16 protein-coding genes and 1 pseudogene are annotated in these 16,725 nt (G+C 37.9%); 13 read left to right on the top strand and 4 right to left on the bottom strand.

What is annotated here, in order from left to right; genetic code table 11:
• Positions 1-228: 228 nt before the first annotated feature.
• The 8 genes and pseudogenes from IW22_RS24315 to tsaB all read left to right on the top strand — a co-directional run.
• A pseudogene (locus IW22_RS24315) lies at positions 229-528 on the top strand (thrombospondin type 3 repeat-containing protein); the annotation flags it as partial.
• An 826-nt stretch (positions 529-1,354) separates the two neighbouring features.
• Positions 1,355-3,508, top strand: coding sequence for a ribonuclease R (gene rnr, locus IW22_RS04600; RefSeq protein ID WP_034724461.1), 2,154 nt, complete (start codon positions 1,355-1,357; stop codon positions 3,506-3,508).
• 67 nt (positions 3,509-3,575) lie between these two features.
• Positions 3,576-4,274: a LysE family translocator gene (locus IW22_RS04605; protein WP_034724462.1), complete on the top strand. Its 699-nt coding sequence runs from the start codon at positions 3,576-3,578 to the stop codon at positions 4,272-4,274.
• A complete protein-coding gene (locus IW22_RS04610) occupies positions 4,271-5,200 on the top strand; it encodes an LD-carboxypeptidase (RefSeq protein ID WP_034724463.1) in 930 nt (309 codons plus the stop codon). Before IW22_RS04605 ends, IW22_RS04610 begins: the two co-directional genes overlap by 4 nt.
• A 52-nt stretch (positions 5,201-5,252) precedes the next feature.
• Positions 5,253-5,624: a YraN family protein gene (locus IW22_RS04615; RefSeq protein ID WP_034724464.1), complete on the top strand. Its 372-nt coding sequence runs from the start codon at positions 5,253-5,255 to the stop codon at positions 5,622-5,624.
• Positions 5,625-5,681: 57 nt separating this feature from the next.
• Positions 5,682-6,431 (top strand): SDR family NAD(P)-dependent oxidoreductase, encoded by a 750-nt coding sequence (locus tag IW22_RS04620; RefSeq protein ID WP_034724744.1) that lies wholly within the window; start codon positions 5,682-5,684, stop codon positions 6,429-6,431.
• Between the two features lies 1 nt (position 6,432).
• Complete coding sequence (locus IW22_RS04625) at positions 6,433-6,873, top strand: nuclear transport factor 2 family protein (RefSeq protein WP_034724466.1); 441 nt, start codon at positions 6,433-6,435, stop codon at positions 6,871-6,873.
• A gap of 66 nt (positions 6,874-6,939) precedes the next feature.
• Positions 6,940-7,620 carry a tRNA (adenosine(37)-N6)-threonylcarbamoyltransferase complex dimerization subunit type 1 TsaB gene (gene tsaB / locus IW22_RS04630; RefSeq protein ID WP_034724468.1) on the top strand — a complete coding sequence of 227 codons (681 nt, stop codon included), beginning with the start codon at positions 6,940-6,942 and terminating at the stop codon, positions 7,618-7,620.
• 205 nt (positions 7,621-7,825) lie between these two features.
• Here tsaB and IW22_RS04635 read toward each other — a convergent pair whose 3' ends face one another.
• The 4 genes from IW22_RS04635 to IW22_RS04650 all read right to left on the bottom strand — a co-directional run bounded on the left by IW22_RS04635 (position 7,826) and on the right by IW22_RS04650 (position 12,309).
• Positions 7,826-10,402 (bottom strand): tetratricopeptide repeat protein, encoded by a 2,577-nt coding sequence (locus IW22_RS04635; RefSeq protein ID WP_034724469.1) that lies wholly within the window; start codon positions 10,400-10,402, stop codon positions 7,826-7,828.
• An 85-nt stretch (positions 10,403-10,487) separates the two neighbouring features.
• Positions 10,488-11,042: a Maf family protein gene (locus IW22_RS04640; protein WP_034724470.1), complete on the bottom strand. Its 555-nt coding sequence runs from the start codon at positions 11,040-11,042 to the stop codon at positions 10,488-10,490.
• Between the two features lie 9 nt (positions 11,043-11,051).
• Positions 11,052-11,570, bottom strand: a complete 519-nt coding sequence (locus IW22_RS04645; RefSeq protein WP_034724471.1) for a KdsC family phosphatase — start codon at positions 11,568-11,570, stop codon at positions 11,052-11,054.
• Complete coding sequence (locus IW22_RS04650; RefSeq protein WP_034724473.1) at positions 11,560-12,309, bottom strand: Rossmann-like and DUF2520 domain-containing protein; 750 nt, start codon at positions 12,307-12,309, stop codon at positions 11,560-11,562. Before IW22_RS04650 ends, IW22_RS04645 begins: the two co-directional genes overlap by 11 nt.
• A 556-nt stretch (positions 12,310-12,865) precedes the next feature.
• Here IW22_RS04650 and IW22_RS04660 point away from each other — a divergent pair.
• The 5 genes from IW22_RS04660 (at position 12,866) to IW22_RS04680 (ending at position 16,705) form a co-directional block, all read left to right on the top strand.
• Positions 12,866-13,417 (top strand): RNA polymerase sigma factor, encoded by a 552-nt coding sequence (locus tag IW22_RS04660; RefSeq protein ID WP_034724476.1) that lies wholly within the window; start codon positions 12,866-12,868, stop codon positions 13,415-13,417.
• A 19-nt stretch (positions 13,418-13,436) separates the two neighbouring features.
• The gene (locus IW22_RS04665; protein WP_034724477.1) at positions 13,437-13,970 is read left to right on the top strand and encodes a hypothetical protein; all 534 of its coding nucleotides are present in this window, start codon (positions 13,437-13,439) and stop codon (positions 13,968-13,970) included.
• A 5-nt stretch (positions 13,971-13,975) separates the two neighbouring features.
• Complete coding sequence (locus IW22_RS04670; RefSeq protein WP_034724478.1) at positions 13,976-14,497, top strand: hypothetical protein; 522 nt, start codon at positions 13,976-13,978, stop codon at positions 14,495-14,497.
• Positions 14,498-14,596: 99 nt separating this feature from the next.
• Entirely contained in the window at positions 14,597-15,613 is a 1,017-nt protein-coding gene (locus tag IW22_RS04675) for a hypothetical protein (RefSeq protein WP_034724479.1), read from the top strand.
• Positions 15,614-15,700: 87 nt separating this feature from the next.
• Positions 15,701-16,705, top strand: a complete 1,005-nt coding sequence (locus IW22_RS04680) for a hypothetical protein (protein ID WP_034724481.1) — start codon at positions 15,701-15,703, stop codon at positions 16,703-16,705.
• Positions 16,706-16,725: the final 20 nt, after the last annotated feature.

The following is a 16,725-nucleotide window of genomic DNA, read 5'->3' on the forward strand; positions in this document are numbered from 1 at the left end:
TCTTCTCCATATTTGTAGTAATTTTATACAAACTAAAGTTTCCATTATAAAAAATTGGAAGGAAAATTGATGCTTTTGGCATATATAGAGAAAATTTAAAACTGAATGAAGATCAAAGCATCTGCTGTACTATTTTTTGTTATGAGTTGTTTCCATGCCCAGGAAATAACGGATAAAAATGCCTTTGAAAAATGCACAAAGGAAAACAGCCGGAGAACCTGCCTGTCTGATCAAGATAACGATGGTATTCTTTTTTATCTTGATCAATGTCCCAACGTGCAGGGATTATCAGAATTTAAAGGATGTCCGGATTCAGACGGTGATGGTATTCCTGATACAGATGATCATTGTTTTGAAGTAGCGGGACCTTTGGAAAATAAAGGTTGTCCATGGCCGGATGCGGATGGTGACGGTACTATAGATAAGGATGATGTCTGCCCCACAGTAAACGGACCCGTAGAAAATAATGGCTGCCCATGGCCAGATACGGATGGTGATGGTATTCCTGATAAAGATGATCCATGTCCTACGGGAAATACCAATGGCTGTTATGATAGTAATTGTTCGGAAGCTGATAGAAAAGAAGAGCAGAGACTTGAGCGTTTTAAAAATGAATCTAAGGATGTCAATTTTGAAAAGCTTACCCATAAGATTATCTTGGGGATTGATAAAAACTTCTACCCGGATAAAGATCTTATTGTTCTTACCAGTCATATTCTCGCAGTTGAAGCAAGAGCTGGAGACTGCAGACGTGAAAACCCGGCACAGGTTTATCAAGGTAAAAACTTTTGGACAATGGGTTCGATTAACCAAATTTCAGATCTCTTAAAAAAGAACATCTCATTGGGTTCAGCTTACCAGAGTTTTTCTTCGCCGGATATAGATATTGAATATAATGCTGAGTTCGGTTTAAAAAATATCTCAAAATTTGCTTACAAAAAGAAGATGAAGCATCTTGAGACTTTAAAGAAAGGAAGCCCTACTGAGAGTTTTACAGATCATTATGGAATGTTGATGATAACATTTACCAATGAATTGGGGAATATTGTAAAAGTTCACTATACTTATACCCTTATAAATAAAGCCAAACCCTTCCGTAAAAAAGAAGTTTATACCACCTATAAGTATGTTGGTAACGAATGGAAGGTGATGGAAACAAAAGAAGAAGAACAAAAAATAAAAATATATGAAGATTAAGGCATTCGGATTATTAGAGAGTTTTTCCCTTACTCATAAAATAAATGAATAAAGATGCCTTTAACAAATGATGAAAAAAACAGATAATCCAGACCATAGATCTTGAAAGGATCACTTCTGGATTATTATAATTAACAACAATTAAATAACATTAAAAATGCCAAGAAAAGGTAAATATATAAGCCATAAAAACGAACAGAAACTCATAGAGATCGGAAGACTGATCCTGCGTTTCATGAATACTAATTCCACGAAGATCTACAATTATAAGCAGATCGCAGAAGGAATAGATTATAAAAATCCACGTCAGAGAGAGCTGGTAATCCAGGCCCTTCACAAACTTCAGGGTTCTGAGAAGGTGAAAGAAGTGGAAAAAGGAAAGTATATCGTTAATCTTAAGATTGCGGGAACTTTGAGTGGAACGATTGATTTCAACCAGTCTGGAAACGCCTATGTAAGCGTAGAAGGAATGGAAGATGACGTCTTTATCCATTCTAAAAACGTAAAAGATGCATTGCAGGGCGATAAAGTTCTGATCGTAACGTATCATTTTAAAGGTAAAAAACTGGAAGGCTCCGTACTGGAAGTTCTGGAAAGAACAAGAACTGAGTTTGTAGGAACATTCCAGGTGGTTGCTCACAAAGACTTCGGTTTTGTAGTGTGTGATAAAAAAACGATCAATACAGATATTTTTATTCCAAGAGCAAAATTCGGAGGCGCTGAAAACGGTGATAAAGTGGTCGTAAAAATGACGGAATGGAGACCGGGCGACAAAAATCCTCAGGGAGAAATCACTCAGGTATTGGGTGCTCCGGGTGAGCATGAAACCGAGATCCACTCTATCCTTGCAGAATACGGTCTTCCGTATGAATTCCCGCAGGAAGTTGAGCTGGATGCTGATAAAATAGACAGAAGAATCACCGATGAAGAGGCTGCAAAACGTTGGGATATGCGTGATATCTGTACCTTCACCATTGACCCGAAAGATGCAAAAGATTTTGATGATGCCCTTTCCATAAGAAAATTAGAAAACGGAAACTGGGAGATCGGGGTGCACATTGCAGACGTTTCCCATTATGTAGTGCCGGGAACCATGCTGGATGATGAAGCTTACAAAAGAGCGACGTCGGTATACCTTGTAGACCGTGTGGTTCCGATGCTTCCGGAAGTTTTGAGTAACGATGTGTGCTCGCTTCGTCCGAATGAAGATAAATATACATTCTCAGCAGTTTTCCAGCTGAATGATAAGGCAGAAATACAGAAACAGTGGTTCGGAAGAACGGTGATTCATTCAGACAGAAGGTTTACCTATGAAGAAGCTCAGGAACGTATAGAAACGGGCCAGGGCGATCTTTCAGAGGAAATCAATACACTGGACAGACTTGCGAAAATCATGCGTGATGAACGTGTAAGAAACGGAGCAATTACATTTGACAGAAGCGAAGTAAGATTCAATCTGGATGAAAATAACTCGCCGATCGGAGTGTACTTTAAAATAAGCAAGGATTCCAATCACCTGATCGAAGAATTCATGCTTTTAGCCAATAAAAAAGTGTCCGAATTTGTATCACTGAACACTAAAGGAGGGGTAACTAATAATACCTTTATCTACAGAGTCCATGATGATCCGAATCCGGCAAAACTGGAAGCATTGAGAGATTTTGTCTCTACTTTCGGGTATAAAATGAATCTGGACAATACCAAAAAGGTAGCAGAATCACTGAATAAACTTCTTTTCGATGTCAAAGGAAAAGGAGAAGAAAATATGATCGAAACGCTGGCCATGAGAAGTATGAGCAAAGCGGTTTATTCTACAGAGCCTATCGGACATTACGGTTTAGGTTTCGAGTATTACAGCCACTTTACCTCTCCTATCCGTCGTTATCCTGACCTTTTGGCCCACCGTCTTTTACAGCATTATCTTGATGGTGGTAAATCGCCAAGCAAGCAGGAACTGGAAGACAAAGCGAAACACTGCAGCTCTATGGAAAGACTGGCTGCCGATGCAGAAAGAGATTCTATCAAATTCATGCAGGTGAAATTTATGGAGAAACACCTTGGAGAAACATTTACAGGCGTTATTTCAGGTGTTGCGGAATTCGGTTTCTGGGTAGAAATCCCTGAAAACGGTGCTGAAGGTTTAATCAAATTGAGAGACCTTGTAGATGATTCATACTCTTACGATGCGAAAACGCATGCTGTTTACGGGAACAGAACCGGTAAAAAGCATCAGTTGGGAGACCAGGTTCAGATCAAAGTAGTAAAAGCCAACCTTATTCAAAAGCAGTTAGACTTTAAGATTGTTGATTAATTAAATCATAAAGTATAACTTTGTATTTAATGGGATGAAATTTTTTTTTCATTTAAAATACTATTGAATGTTTGAACTCGTACTTTCTGCCGTTGTCTTAGGATTTATGCTGAGCCTGGTTTTTATAGGACCTATTTTTTTCCTTTTAATTGAAACCAGCTTCTCCAGAGGACCGAGACACGCTCTGGCACTCGATCTCGGAGTTATTACGGCAGATATATTATGCATCGTTGCTGCTTATTATGCAAGTGCGGATATCGTCACTTTAATAGATAAACATCCCGGTTTTTACAGGATTACTTCTATACTTATTTTTGTATACGGCATCGTGATGATGGTCACCAAGACCAAAATGCACATGCCAGGTGAAGAAAAAATCATTGGCCAAAACTATTTTAAAACGTTTTTCAATGGTTTTTTCTTTAATCTTTTAAATGTAGGAGTGATTCTCTTCTGGCTGGTTACGGTCATTTCCGTAAGAAATCAGTACCCTGATACCAGCAGCTTTATTCTCTACGTTGGTATCGTCATTGCCACTTATCTGTGCATTGATCTGGCCAAAATATTCTTAGCAAAACAGTTTCACGATAAACTTACCCAGAAACTCGCCAATCAGATCAGAAGGATCGTGGGCGGGATTCTTATTGTTTTCAGTTTCTTTATCTTTCTGCAGAGCTTTAAGAAATTCAATCAGTTCGACAGACGTTTAGAAGAAGCTGAGAAAAAAGAAATCAAATACCAAAAAACAGGACAAAAGACAGAATGAAAAAAATAATCTTTCCAAAAGCCCTTAAAAAAGGTGATAAAATAGCCGTTATCTCCCCTGCCGGAGCTGTAGATGTTTCCCAACTTGAAAAGGGAATAGAAATGATAAAAAGCAGAGGTTTTGAACCTGTATTGGGTGAACATCTCTACACTAAATTTTCAAACGGATATAATTACGCAGGAACGGAAAAGGAAAGGTTAACAGATATCAACTGGGCATTAAACGATAAAGAAATTTCAGCAGTCTGGGCTTCAAGAGGCGGTTACGGATGCCAGCATCTGGTTCAAAACTTAAAGCTTAAAAACTTCACGGAAAATCCTAAATGGTATATCGGTTACTCTGATATTACCGTTATTCAAAGCTATTTATTAAAGAAAGGTTTTGCTTCCATTCACGGACAAACCATCAAAACATCCAGTTTTGGAGTGACAGATGAAGGCTATGATCTGATCTTTGATATTTTAAAAGGAAAAACCCCTAAATATGCTTTAAAAGCTCATCAACTTAATAAACCCGGGAATATTGAAGGTGAATTGATTGGAGGCAATTTAGCCCTGATTTATGCCCTTCTGGGAACCCCTTATTCTTTTGATTTCAAAGATAAAATTCTATTCATTGAAGATATTGGCGAAAACTTTTATGCTCTTGACCGAATGATCATGAGCCTGGAATTAGCTGGTGTTTTCAAAAAAATAAAAGGACTGATTATTGGCGGAATGACCAATATGGGCGATGAAAAAGAGAATAAAAGCTATGAAGAAAGCTTCGATGAATTTGCCTATCAACTGATTTCAGACAGGATTTCAAAGTATAAATTTCCTACGGCTTTCGGATTCCCGAATGGACATATTAAGGACAACAGGCCCTTGATTATTGGTGGAAAGGTTACGATGAAGATTGGAGATAAGGTTAAGATTGATTTTTAAGAAATACAATTCTCAATAAACGCTTTAACTCTCAAACCCTCAAACTTGAAAGATGGCAACTCATAATGATTTCGGTAAAATAGCAGAAGATCTTGCATCTGAATATCTGCAGAAAAACGGCTATAAAGTTCTTACGAGGAATTTCAGGTTTCAGAAAGCTGAGATCGATATCATTGCTGAGAAAGAAGATCTCATTATTGTCATAGAAGTAAAAGCACGGTCTACAGATGCTTTTATGTTGCCTCAGGAAGCCGTTACCAAAACAAAAATTAAATCTATTGTTACTGCAGCCAATCATTATCTTGAAGAATTTAACAGGAATAATGAAGTGAGGTTTGATATTATTTCTGTCCTTCCTGACGAAAAAAAGAAACTCACAATTGAACATATAACCGATGCTTTTGAAGCATTTGATGCCAACTAAAAAGTATAAAGTATGAAGGTACTTTGTACAATGTACAATTATACATTTTACAACAAAATGAAAACAATACTCATCACCGGAGCTACTTCGGGAATAGGAAAATCTACTGCGGAGCTTCTTGCGAAACAGGGAAACAGAATCATTATCTGTGGAAGAAGACAGGAGGTTCTGGAATCTTTAAAAGCTGAACTTTCACAATATACCGAAATATTTAGTTTAATATTTGATGTAAGAAATCTGGAAGAAGTTGATAAAGCAATCAGTTCACTTCCTGAAGAATGGAAACATATTGACGTTTTAATCAATAATGCAGGGAATGCTCACGGTTTGGATCCTCTTTCTGCCGGAAAGACAGATGATTGGGATTCTATGATCGATGGGAATGTAAAAGGGCTTTTGTACGTTTCCAAAACCATCATCCCTTCTATGAAAGACCATAATTCAGGGCATATTGTAAATATTAGTTCAGTGGCCGCAAGACAAACTTATGCTAATGGAACCGTGTACTGTGCAACTAAAAAAGCAGTTGATATAATTTCTGAAGGAATGCGTCTGGAGCTGACCGAATTTGGAATCAAGGTGACCAATATTCAGCCGGGTGCCGTGGAAACGGATTTTTCTCTGGTAAGATTTAAAGGAGACAGTGAAAAGGCGGCCACGGTATATGCCGGTTACGAGGCCTTGAAAGCGGAAGATATTGCTGATGCTATTGCTTATTGTGTTAATGCTCCCAAACATGTGACGGTTTCAGATATGACTATTTATCCAAGTGCGCAGAGTGAGCCGAGAACGATTTACAGAAAATAAGGTGAAAAGAATATCCTTTTTTATCCTAGTCTTTTCATTTGCTTTCTGGAACTGTCAGAATGTGAACACTTCTCAAAAAGATGAAAAGCTATTTGAAAGTATTAGACTTCTGGATAGCTATCTACAGAATAATGATGAGAAGATCATTGATGTTTTGAGGCCGGATGTATCTTTTGGTCATTCCAACAGTTGGGTACAGAACTTTGAAGATTTCAAAAAAGATTTTTCATCAAAAAAAGTGATGTACAAAGAGATTCAGCAGACAGAACTTTCCGAGATCAAAAAGTATAAAAATACAGCAAGCATCAGAAGAAAAATTAGAGTTTCAGGAACCTATAAGAACCAGAATTTTGAAATGAAACTGGCTCTGCTGGAGATCTGGATAAAAAAGAATGCTGCATGGAAACTATGGAGTCGGCAGAGTGTCGAAATAAAGCCATAAATTTGCACGAATTTGAAGCAATTTCGCTTTTTTTGTGATTTTGCCACCTAGCTTAAAATTAAAGAGATGAAAATTCTATATCTGGAAACCTCTTCCAAAAACTGTTCTGTAGCTATTTCTGATGATGAAAAGCTTTTATGTCTGTGCGAAGAAGTTTCTGACAACTATAAACAGTCTGAAAGCCTTCACACGTATGTAGAATGGGCACTGGAAGGTGCAGGCCTCACCATAAAAGATATTGAGGCGGTATCATTGGGTAAAGGACCGGGCTCCTATACCGGTTTAAGGATCGGAGCATCGTCTGCAAAAGGATTCTGCTATGGACTGAAAATACCGCTTACTGCTGTGAATTCTTTGGAAAGCATGATAGAGCCTTTTTTAGGCAAAAACTATGATTATATAGTGCCATTGATCGATGCAAGGAGAATGGAGGTGTATACAGCTGTTTATGATGGTGAAATGGGAAAAGAACTGTCTGCAACCGAAGCCAAGATTTTAGATGAAACTTCTTTTGAAGAATTTAAAGATAAAAAAGTCATTTTTGTAGGAGACGGAGCGGCGAAAGCCAGAGATATTCTGAATCTTCCCGATGCGGAATTCAGAGGCGATATCTACCCTTCTGCACAATACCTGATAAAAAAGACCCTGGAGAAAATAGAGACTAAGGAATTTGAAGATATAGCCTACTTTGAACCTTTCTATCTCAAAGATTTCCACGGGGTAAAGAAAAAGAAAAGCGAAGATTAACTCTTCGCTTTTTTATTGTATTTGCAGTTTGATATCAGATTTTTAGGCTAAGGCTAAGGCTAAGGCTAAGATTGAGAATGGTCAATGGTCAATTTTGCTTCGCAAGTTAATAGTGAAAAGCTTTCCACTCAGATACCCGCACTACATAACTCATAACTTATAAGTCATCACTCCAGAAAACTCTCCGAAACTCAAACGTTCCACCCTATTTAGGCATCGTAGGAATGTCATTCGGGGCTTTTTCTATCTTTTCTTTCTGTTCTTTTTGTTTCTTCAGCTTCTGTTTCTGACTGTTTTCAGGTTTTTCAGGTTCAAGACTTTGTATGGGCTGCAGACCCATTCCGTTATTAGGATTCTGAGGGATAGTATTGTTTTGATTCTGAACAGGCTGTTGTGAGGTACCCGGCTGCTGAGGAAGTGCATTGCCTTTATTATCGGTGGCCTGGAATGACAGTTCGCTTTTCAGGTAGTTCAGCATTTCCTTGGCTTTTATCCCTTCCGGAGTTTTAGCATAATTGAGTGCGATCTGTTCCAATTGTAGGATCATGACCTCTTTTCCGCTTGTTTTCCCTGAATTGAAAGCATTCAGAAGATGAAACTTCGGAATAAGGGCATCTTTTGGAAATTTCTGTATCGTCTGTTCTATGACATCTTTACTTTCTCCAAATTTTTCGGACTCGTAAAGTGCATATGCCTTTTTGTATTCATTTTGAACCTCTTCCGAAGATTTTACGAAGGAAACATTTTTAGGGTTTCTGGCAAATTCTGCGTAAGAAGTATACGGATAATCATTCAGAAGGATCTGTTTTGCTCTTTCAGAGGCCTGAGGATTCTTCAGATAATTCATGGCAAAAATCTCGTAAAGGGCCTGAAGCATTACTTTTTCTTCCGGTTTTACGTCTACCAGATCATACAGGGTCTTTGTGGCTAAAGGCGTATTGGTGAAATAATTCTGGTACATAACACCCAAGCCTAAAGAAGCCGTATCTCTGTCCTTTTTTAATTGCCCTAATCTTTCCTGATCTGTAGGGATTTGCTCAATATAGTAAGTGGTTTCATAACGTCTCGGATTGGGAGCCGAAGTTACGCCGAGAGCATCATTTTTCAAGTCTTCAATAGAAGCCATTTTCTTGGAATAACGCCAGTTATCAGCCAATGCTCTTTCTCCCCAGACCTGCTTAAATGAAGATGTTCCTTTGCTTATGGTCCCGGTATTGCTGAAATAAAAACCTTTGGTGGTTACTCCGAAATCAGCAAAAGAATTGGTATTGTTGGCAAATATCGAGGTGGCGCTGTAGTCTCCTCCATCAAAGCCTTTGCTTCTTTCGGCACGAATCCTCTCCCGCTCTTCTTTTTCTTCTTTAGCTTTAAGTTTAGCAATATACTTAGTGAAAAAATCCGTTTTTTGGACATCGCTCATCTTGGCTAAAGAAAGAATACTGTCATTCTTCTTGATCAGATAATAATTTTTAGAGATCTTCTTGATGTATTCAGACTGATCTTTTAAAAGGATCTTTGAAGGCTCATAAGTCATCACCGTAAGCGCTGAATCATAGTAGGTGCCGGCACCGATATAGTCATTCTTTTCAAGGTAGCTCTTCCCTATTTCGTAGTACGTAAGCCCTCTTACCTGCGGATCGGAAACCTTTTCAAATAAAGATTTTTTGAAGAACTCCTGCGCTTCTTCTTTCTTACCTGCCTTATTGGCCATTAAACCTAAAGCATAATAAAATTCGTTCTTTCTGGAAACGTAAGTTCCTTTTTTACTGATACTTTCAAGGTAGTTTTTTGCCCCGTTATAATCCCCTTTTCCATTGAAAGTCTTGGCAATAGCAATCTGGGATTTCACTTCAAATTCAAAGTCGTTGGCATATTTATAAGCTTGTGTGAAACTTTCACGTGCTTTATCATTCTGTCCCAGATTTTCAGAAACCTGTCCTCTCAGATAGGCTATTCTGCTTTTTAATTTTCTGTTTGAGTTCAGTTCAAAAGCCCTGTCTAATTCAACAGCAGCTTCCTCTGTCTTTCCTGCATCCAGAAGAGCTTCAGAATAATAGATGCTCATCAGTTTGGCATAGCTTTTATTGATATCCTCCCCTTTCAGTTTGGCAAAAGTCTCGTTCGCTCTGTGATAATCTTTGATTTTTGCATACGCTACACCCTGGTAAATTCTCGCTAAAGGAAGCCTTTTATCATCCTTCATATGCGTGAATACGTAGTTTAAGGCATCCAGAGCCTGTACAGACTTATTCTGATAAATTCTTGACTGTACAAGGATCATATAGGCGTCAAAGATCTTTTTATTCTTTTCTTCCCCGCTTCTGATCACGGAATATTTGGTGATGGCTTTTTGGGCCTTTGCTTCAGCAATTTCTAAGGTGGTAGCACCCTTATTTTGAAGGTCATCGGGCTGGCCGGGTGTATTTCCCTGTGCTCCCGGCATTCCTGGTGGCATTCCCGGAAGTCCTCTGTCAGAAGAAGGTCTGTTCACTTCTGCCATTTTCATGGAGTTTTCAGCGAATGCGGCAGACTGCCCCAAATCACTTCCCAAAGGCTGGTCTTCAAAGGTAAGGATGGGAATATAAGGCGCATAGAAATTGTCCTTGTGCCCCTTGTCTCTGCTCGTAAATTCGCTGTTCAATGCGTCTTTAGCATTAAAAAGGGTATTATAATATGTGTTAAATCCTTTCATGAATTTTGAACGCTGCTCCGGCTTTTTGGTCTTGGTAGCACAGGAAGCAACGATACACATGATCAAAAGGAATAAAATATTCTTTTTCATTATTCAATATAACTCTCTTATCTGCTTTTTATTATAAGCAGCTGGTGATTTTGTAAAAATAATAAAATTTTATAATGAATAATATTTATATTTCATTCAAAATTTTGTAAACCAAATGGGTAGGAAGGCCCATAATGGTATAAAAACTTCCGTTCAGCCTCGTTATTTTTGCCATTCCCAGCCATTCCTGGATGCCATAACTTCCTGCTTTATCGTAAGGTTTATAATTCTGAATGTAATAATTAATCTCCTCATCTGTCATTTCATCAAGTTCTACATCGGCCACATCGGTTTCCGTAAATGTTTTGTCCGCAGATTTGATAGTAATTCCCGTATAAACCTGGTGTGTTTTTCCTGAAAGCATGCGAAGCATTTGTCTGGCATCATCTTCATCTTTCGGTTTTCCGAGAATCTGTCCTTCTGCCGCCACTACGGTGTCAGCGGTCAGTAAAACTTCATCACCGGTTAAATTCCGGAACGCTTTTGCTTTTAATTCAGACAGATAGGCTGCTGCCTCTCCTATTTCAATAGAGTCAGGAAGAATTTCTTCACAGTCTATTTTCACCACTTCGAAATCAAACCCAAGGCTTGAAAGCAGTTCTTTTCTTCTCGGTGACTGGGATGCTAAAAGTAATTTCATAGAGCGATTTTAAACAGATTGGGTATTATCATCATGCCAGTTTCCCTGAACCTTCATTACCTGCTCTATCACGTCTCGTACAGCGCCACTCCCACCCTTTTTCGTGGAAATATAGTCAGATATTCCTTTCACTTCGGGAACCGCATTTTCAGGACATGCAGCAATCGCAGAATTTTCCATGATGTGGATATCCGGAAGATCGTCTCCCATCGTGAGGATCTCTTCGTTTTTAAGATTGTATTTCTTTTTAAAATCTTCAAAATCAGCCATCTTGTTGTGTGATTTTGGATAATAGTCGTTTATTCCGAGATAATTGATTCTGTGTTTCACCATATCATCATTTCCTCCGGTAATTACACCTATTAAATAATTATTTTTTAATGCCTTAACGACTGCATATCCGTCCAGGACATTCATTACCCTGCACATATTTCCACCTGGCATCAGATAGACGCTTCCGTCGGTAAAAACTCCGTCTACATCAAATACAAACGCCTTAATATCTTTTAATTTCTCTTTATAACTCATACATTTTCTGAATAGAATGATTCATTGTCTTATAAATTGCAAGACTTTCGCCTTTTAATAACTGCTCATGTAATTCCAGTACTCTTACATCGTTTCGTACAGCAGGTCCGGTTTGTGCTGCTTTAGGATCAATTTCATGGATCTTTTTAACCGTCTCATCGATAAGCGGAAGAAAATAGTCAAACGGAATATCCTGCGAATCCGAAACCTCTTTTGCTCTTGCGAAAAGATGATTCACAAAATTACAGGCTAAAACAGCGGTAAGATGAATGTATTTCCTCTTTTCATGACTGCTTTCCATCACATTTTCTGAAATCTGCGAAGCAAGGTCAAAAAGAATCTGCTTATCCTCTTCATTTTCTGTTTCAATGAAAAACGGGATCTTTTCATACTCCAGTTCTTTTGATTTTGAAAAAGTCTGCAAAGGATAAAAGCTTGATTTTCTGTACTCCCCTGCCAGAATTTCTTTGGGAAGAGATCCTGAAGTATGGGCGACCAAAGCGTCCTTTTTGGTGATGATTTTAGAAACATTTTCCACAGAGTTATCGCTCACGCAGATAATGTACAGATCTGCATCCTCCAGATGTTCTGTAGAATATGGGACATCCAGTTCTTCAGAGATTTTCTTCAGTACTTCCCCATTTCTGCCAAAAATCTGCAGTAATGGAATTTTTTTCAGACTGAAAGCTTTTGCCATGTGGTAGGCCACATTTCCAGAACCTATGATTACAATTTGCATCTAACAAAGATAAGATTTTAAAGGAAGATGAATGCAGGGCATGGTAAGTTTATCATCAATCTCCTTATTCCCCGTTGCCTAATGCTCAGAACGTTTCGGGATGCGGGTTTTGTGGTTGAATCAGGAACTACCTTTACATGTATATACTTCTGGATCTATTTTAAAACTGAGGAAGCAGATACGTTTTTTTTGACGCAAAGTTCGATTTTAAAGCGGTATAGTATAAGGTGAGCAAAGGAGGAATCAATGAAATTGATTCGATGAAGCGGACGTTCTTAATCATACGCTTAATCAGCGACGCAGTCGATACCTTTGCCTTTCTCAAAACTCAACGCTTCCTAATTAAATCTTTGCGTTAAAAAACTTTATCTTTTACTCAAGTTTTGGAGGGGATCCCAAATTCCGTACGTCTTACCCTTGAAACTTATAATTCAAAACTTATAACTCCTAACTCGCTCAAACCCAAACTCAGATTATTTTAAATATTTGGACTGAAAATTGAATAAGTAATTTAACTTTCGGCTATTTTTGTAATCCAAAACAGTGAAAGCATCTTATGAAGATTAAGGACGCGGAAATTATTTCGTTGATGCAGAATCCACGGACCCAGGAAAAAGGTGTCCGTGCCTTGATGGATGCTTATCAAAGCAGATTGTACTGGCATATAAGAAGGATTATTGTGGATGGTGACCTGGCTCAGGATACGCTGCAGGAGACTTTTATTAAAGCCTATCAGAATTTTCACCAGTTCAAAAATGACAGCCAGTTGTATACCTGGTTGTACAGGATTGCCACCAACGAGGCACTACAGCAGGTCAATAAAATGAAGAAGATGCAGAAAACGGATGAAGATCCGGAGTACTATATGCAGAACCTGGTGGCCGACAATACGGAAGGAGATGCCGAAGAAATACAGCTGCTCCTCCAGAACGCTATACAAAGCCTGCCCGAAAAGCAGAAGCTGGTATTTATGATGCGGTATTATGATGATTTGCCCTATGAAGAAATATCTAAAATTGTAGATATGTCTGTAGGAACGTTAAAAACGAATTATCATTATGCCAAACAGAAAATAGAAGAATTTATTAAAGAAAATTACGAGAGATAATTTTTTGACCCAAACCAAGATGAAAGAGTTCGACATAGAAAAACTAGAACGCAAGAATATTTACAAAGTTCCGGATGATTTGTTTCAAAATATCCAGAACAGTGTAATGAACGAAGTGAAAGCGAATAAAAAAGCACCGGTTTTTAAACTAAACTGGATGTATGCCGCAGCGGCATCAGTGGCTTTGATATTCGGGGCAACGTATGTTTTTAATTCTGACAACGATCCGGCGAAAAATGTGTTGAATTCAAATGCATATGCCGTAAACAAACAGGCGCCTAAAACAGAAGGCGAGCGTGCTTATGAAACGCTGGAGGCAGATTTAACTTCTGTTGAAAATAATAATCAAACAGTTAGCAATCAGGGAACTCAAACGGTGTCTTATACAGCAAAAGAAGGAGCTGACAACGTAAGGACGGCTCAGCCTGTAAAAGCTACCGCTAAAAAAGAAGAAACTAAAATGAATGAATACCTGGATTCGTTTTCCAATTCTGAAATTTCAGAACTGGCAAGCAATTCTACCCAGGACGTTTATTTAGATCTATATAATTAAGAAAGATGAAAAAGATATTATTTACACTTTTTATTATGTATGGTTTTGGTCTGAATGCACAAAATGCACAGACTACAGATTATGACTGGAAAAAGATGGATCCTAAGCAAAGAAAGGAGGTAATAAACAATCTTTCTCCGGAAGAAAGAAAAGAGCTGCTCAAGAGGTTCAGAAATAATATGGTGCTGGAAAATCTGGAGATTGATGCCAGCGATAAAACAGAATTTACTCAGCTGTATAATGAGTATCTTGAGAATCAGAAACAGATAAAAGGACAGTTTAATCCTAATTTCAATCCCGAAACTTTATCGGATGATGAAGCCAAAGCAAAACTTCAGCAGAGTTTTGAAGTGGGGCAGAAGTTACTGGATAACAGAAAAAGATATGCTGATAAAATGCAGCAGGTGATTCCTTGCCAAAAAGTATTGAAACTATTCCAGACTGAAGGGATGATGAGAGATAAAATGAATGAGAGAAAACCTCACAGCGGGCACGATAATACGGCAAGGCCCAAACAAAACCCATAATAGTTTATTTTTTTAATGTTGGACGGCTCTCACAAAATTTTTTTGTGGGAGCCGTTTAGTGTTTACGAATTACTATTTTTGCGCAAAAAAATATATCTCATGAGAAAACTGATGCAGCTGGCATTTATTTTTGTGACCATTGTCGCTTTTGCACAGACCAAAGAAGTGGTAAAATTCAGAGGGAACATTTTGAATTATAGTGAAAATCCCTATGCATTTTTCAAGGTAATCGACCAAAGAGAGGATAAGCAGATCGGTACACTGCCTTTCGGAGAACAGAAAGAAATGAAGGAAGTTGTTTTTCCTTCCACACCGGATACTGATTTTAGTGCCTGGTATTTAAAAAGTAACCAACCGGGCAAATTAACCGATTTTGTTTTGGTCTTAAAGAAGTTGAAACTTTCAACAGGAGAGTCCGATGGTAAAAAAACTGAAGGGAAGATGGATTTTTCTGCCCAGACTTTCGCTAAAACCGGGGATAAATACCAATTCCTGTATAAAAAAGACACCGTTTTTACCTTCTATGATAAAGAGGTTTCCGAACTGATGGTGAAAAATATTCCGACCATTTTTTCTGTATTCATAAAGAAATCTTATTCATTGAATCCTACGGGGAATTCAGTTTCATTAAATGATTTGGCAGATTACAGCAGTCTTGTAAAAACCAATTATCCTGCTTTAAAAGATGCTCCGTTAAAAGACGGAATCTATCTGGACTACATTTCTTTCTTCAACCAGACTCCTGAAAAGGGAGATTACACGCTTGAAATTAATAATAAAGGAGACGTTACAAAAGCAGTGAAAGAAGAAAATGGAAAAAAGACTAAGATTTCCGCTTATAAAATGTTTGCCTACGTAGAGAAAGGGAAGGCCCGTAAATCAACATTCTCCGGATTTATGGATCTTGATAAAGATGAAAACGGGTTTTATCTTTTAGCCAACCGTGGCCATCTTTTTCCTGTACAGTCCAACAGTACTTACGGAATGTTCGGGCTTATCGGAGGCATTGCCGGAGCTATTGAGCAGGGAGCAAGACAGAAGAAAATGAAAAGTGGAGATGCCGGGAAAGTCTACATCGATCCGTTGACCGGAGAATATGATTTTTCTGATGAATAAAAAATATTGAACGCAATGGTGATCTAAAAAGAGATGGAAGGTCTCTCTTTTTTATCTTTACAAAGTATAAAAAACACAAAACACAAAATGAAAAAAACAGTATTCTTCCTGTTGCTTGCAGGAGCTTTGTCTGCCCAGAAAACAGAAATTATTAAACTTGATAAAAATATCAAAGACAAAAATTCACGCACAAAATCTCTTAGTCTAATTGATACCAGAACAGATAAAGATCTGGGAACCTTAGTGTATAAAGGGGAGCCGGTTCAGATGAAATTCGGTAATGAAGATTTAAAAAATCATATCGAAACATGGTTTGCTGATGATAATAAAGCAAGAGGAAATACTGATATCACCATACTTTTGGAAGAAGTGAAAATCAGTGGTTTTCAAAATACAGGGCTGGCAAAAGTAAAAATTAAAGTTAGCAGTTTCATCAACAGAGGGGGTAAATATTTCTTTATCAACAGATATTACAATACCTTAAGTTTTAATTCGAAACTTACACCTAATATTCCCAGAGAAGTTTCTTCGTCTGTTTCCGATGTGCTTTCTTCTTTTATTAACGAATCCTATTCCCATACTGTTTTAAGTACACCCATTCCGGAGGCTGAACTTAATAATTATGAAGCCATACTGGAAAAAAACATAAAATGGCTGACTTCTTCCGAACTTACAAACGGAGTGTATAAAGATTTCAGGTCTTTGGCTGATCAGAAACCAACAAAAGGATATTATGCGGACAAGAACAAAAAAGGAAAGGTAATTGGGATAAAAGATAAAAATAATCTGGTGGTTTTAAATGAGGAAGTGTATGGATATATTGAAAATGGAAAAATTTATCTCCTTACACCCGTAGGCTATTTAGAAGTACAGAAAGATGATAAAGGATATTATATAGTTTCTTCCAGACAGGAACTGTTTCCGAAAAACAATAATACAGGAGCTATGGTTGGCGCTATGGCAGGAGGAATCGTAGGTGCCCTTATTGGAGCAGCAATTGATTCAGGATCGAAAACGGGAAGAAATGCGAACACTACTTTATCCCATGTTTATATAGACTCTTTAACAGGTGCTTACGTCTTTGAAAAATAAATTTCACACCGAAAATTAAA

The organism is Chryseobacterium sp. JM1, from assembly GCF_000737715.1.
Classification (GTDB): domain Bacteria; phylum Bacteroidota; class Bacteroidia; order Flavobacteriales; family Weeksellaceae; genus Chryseobacterium.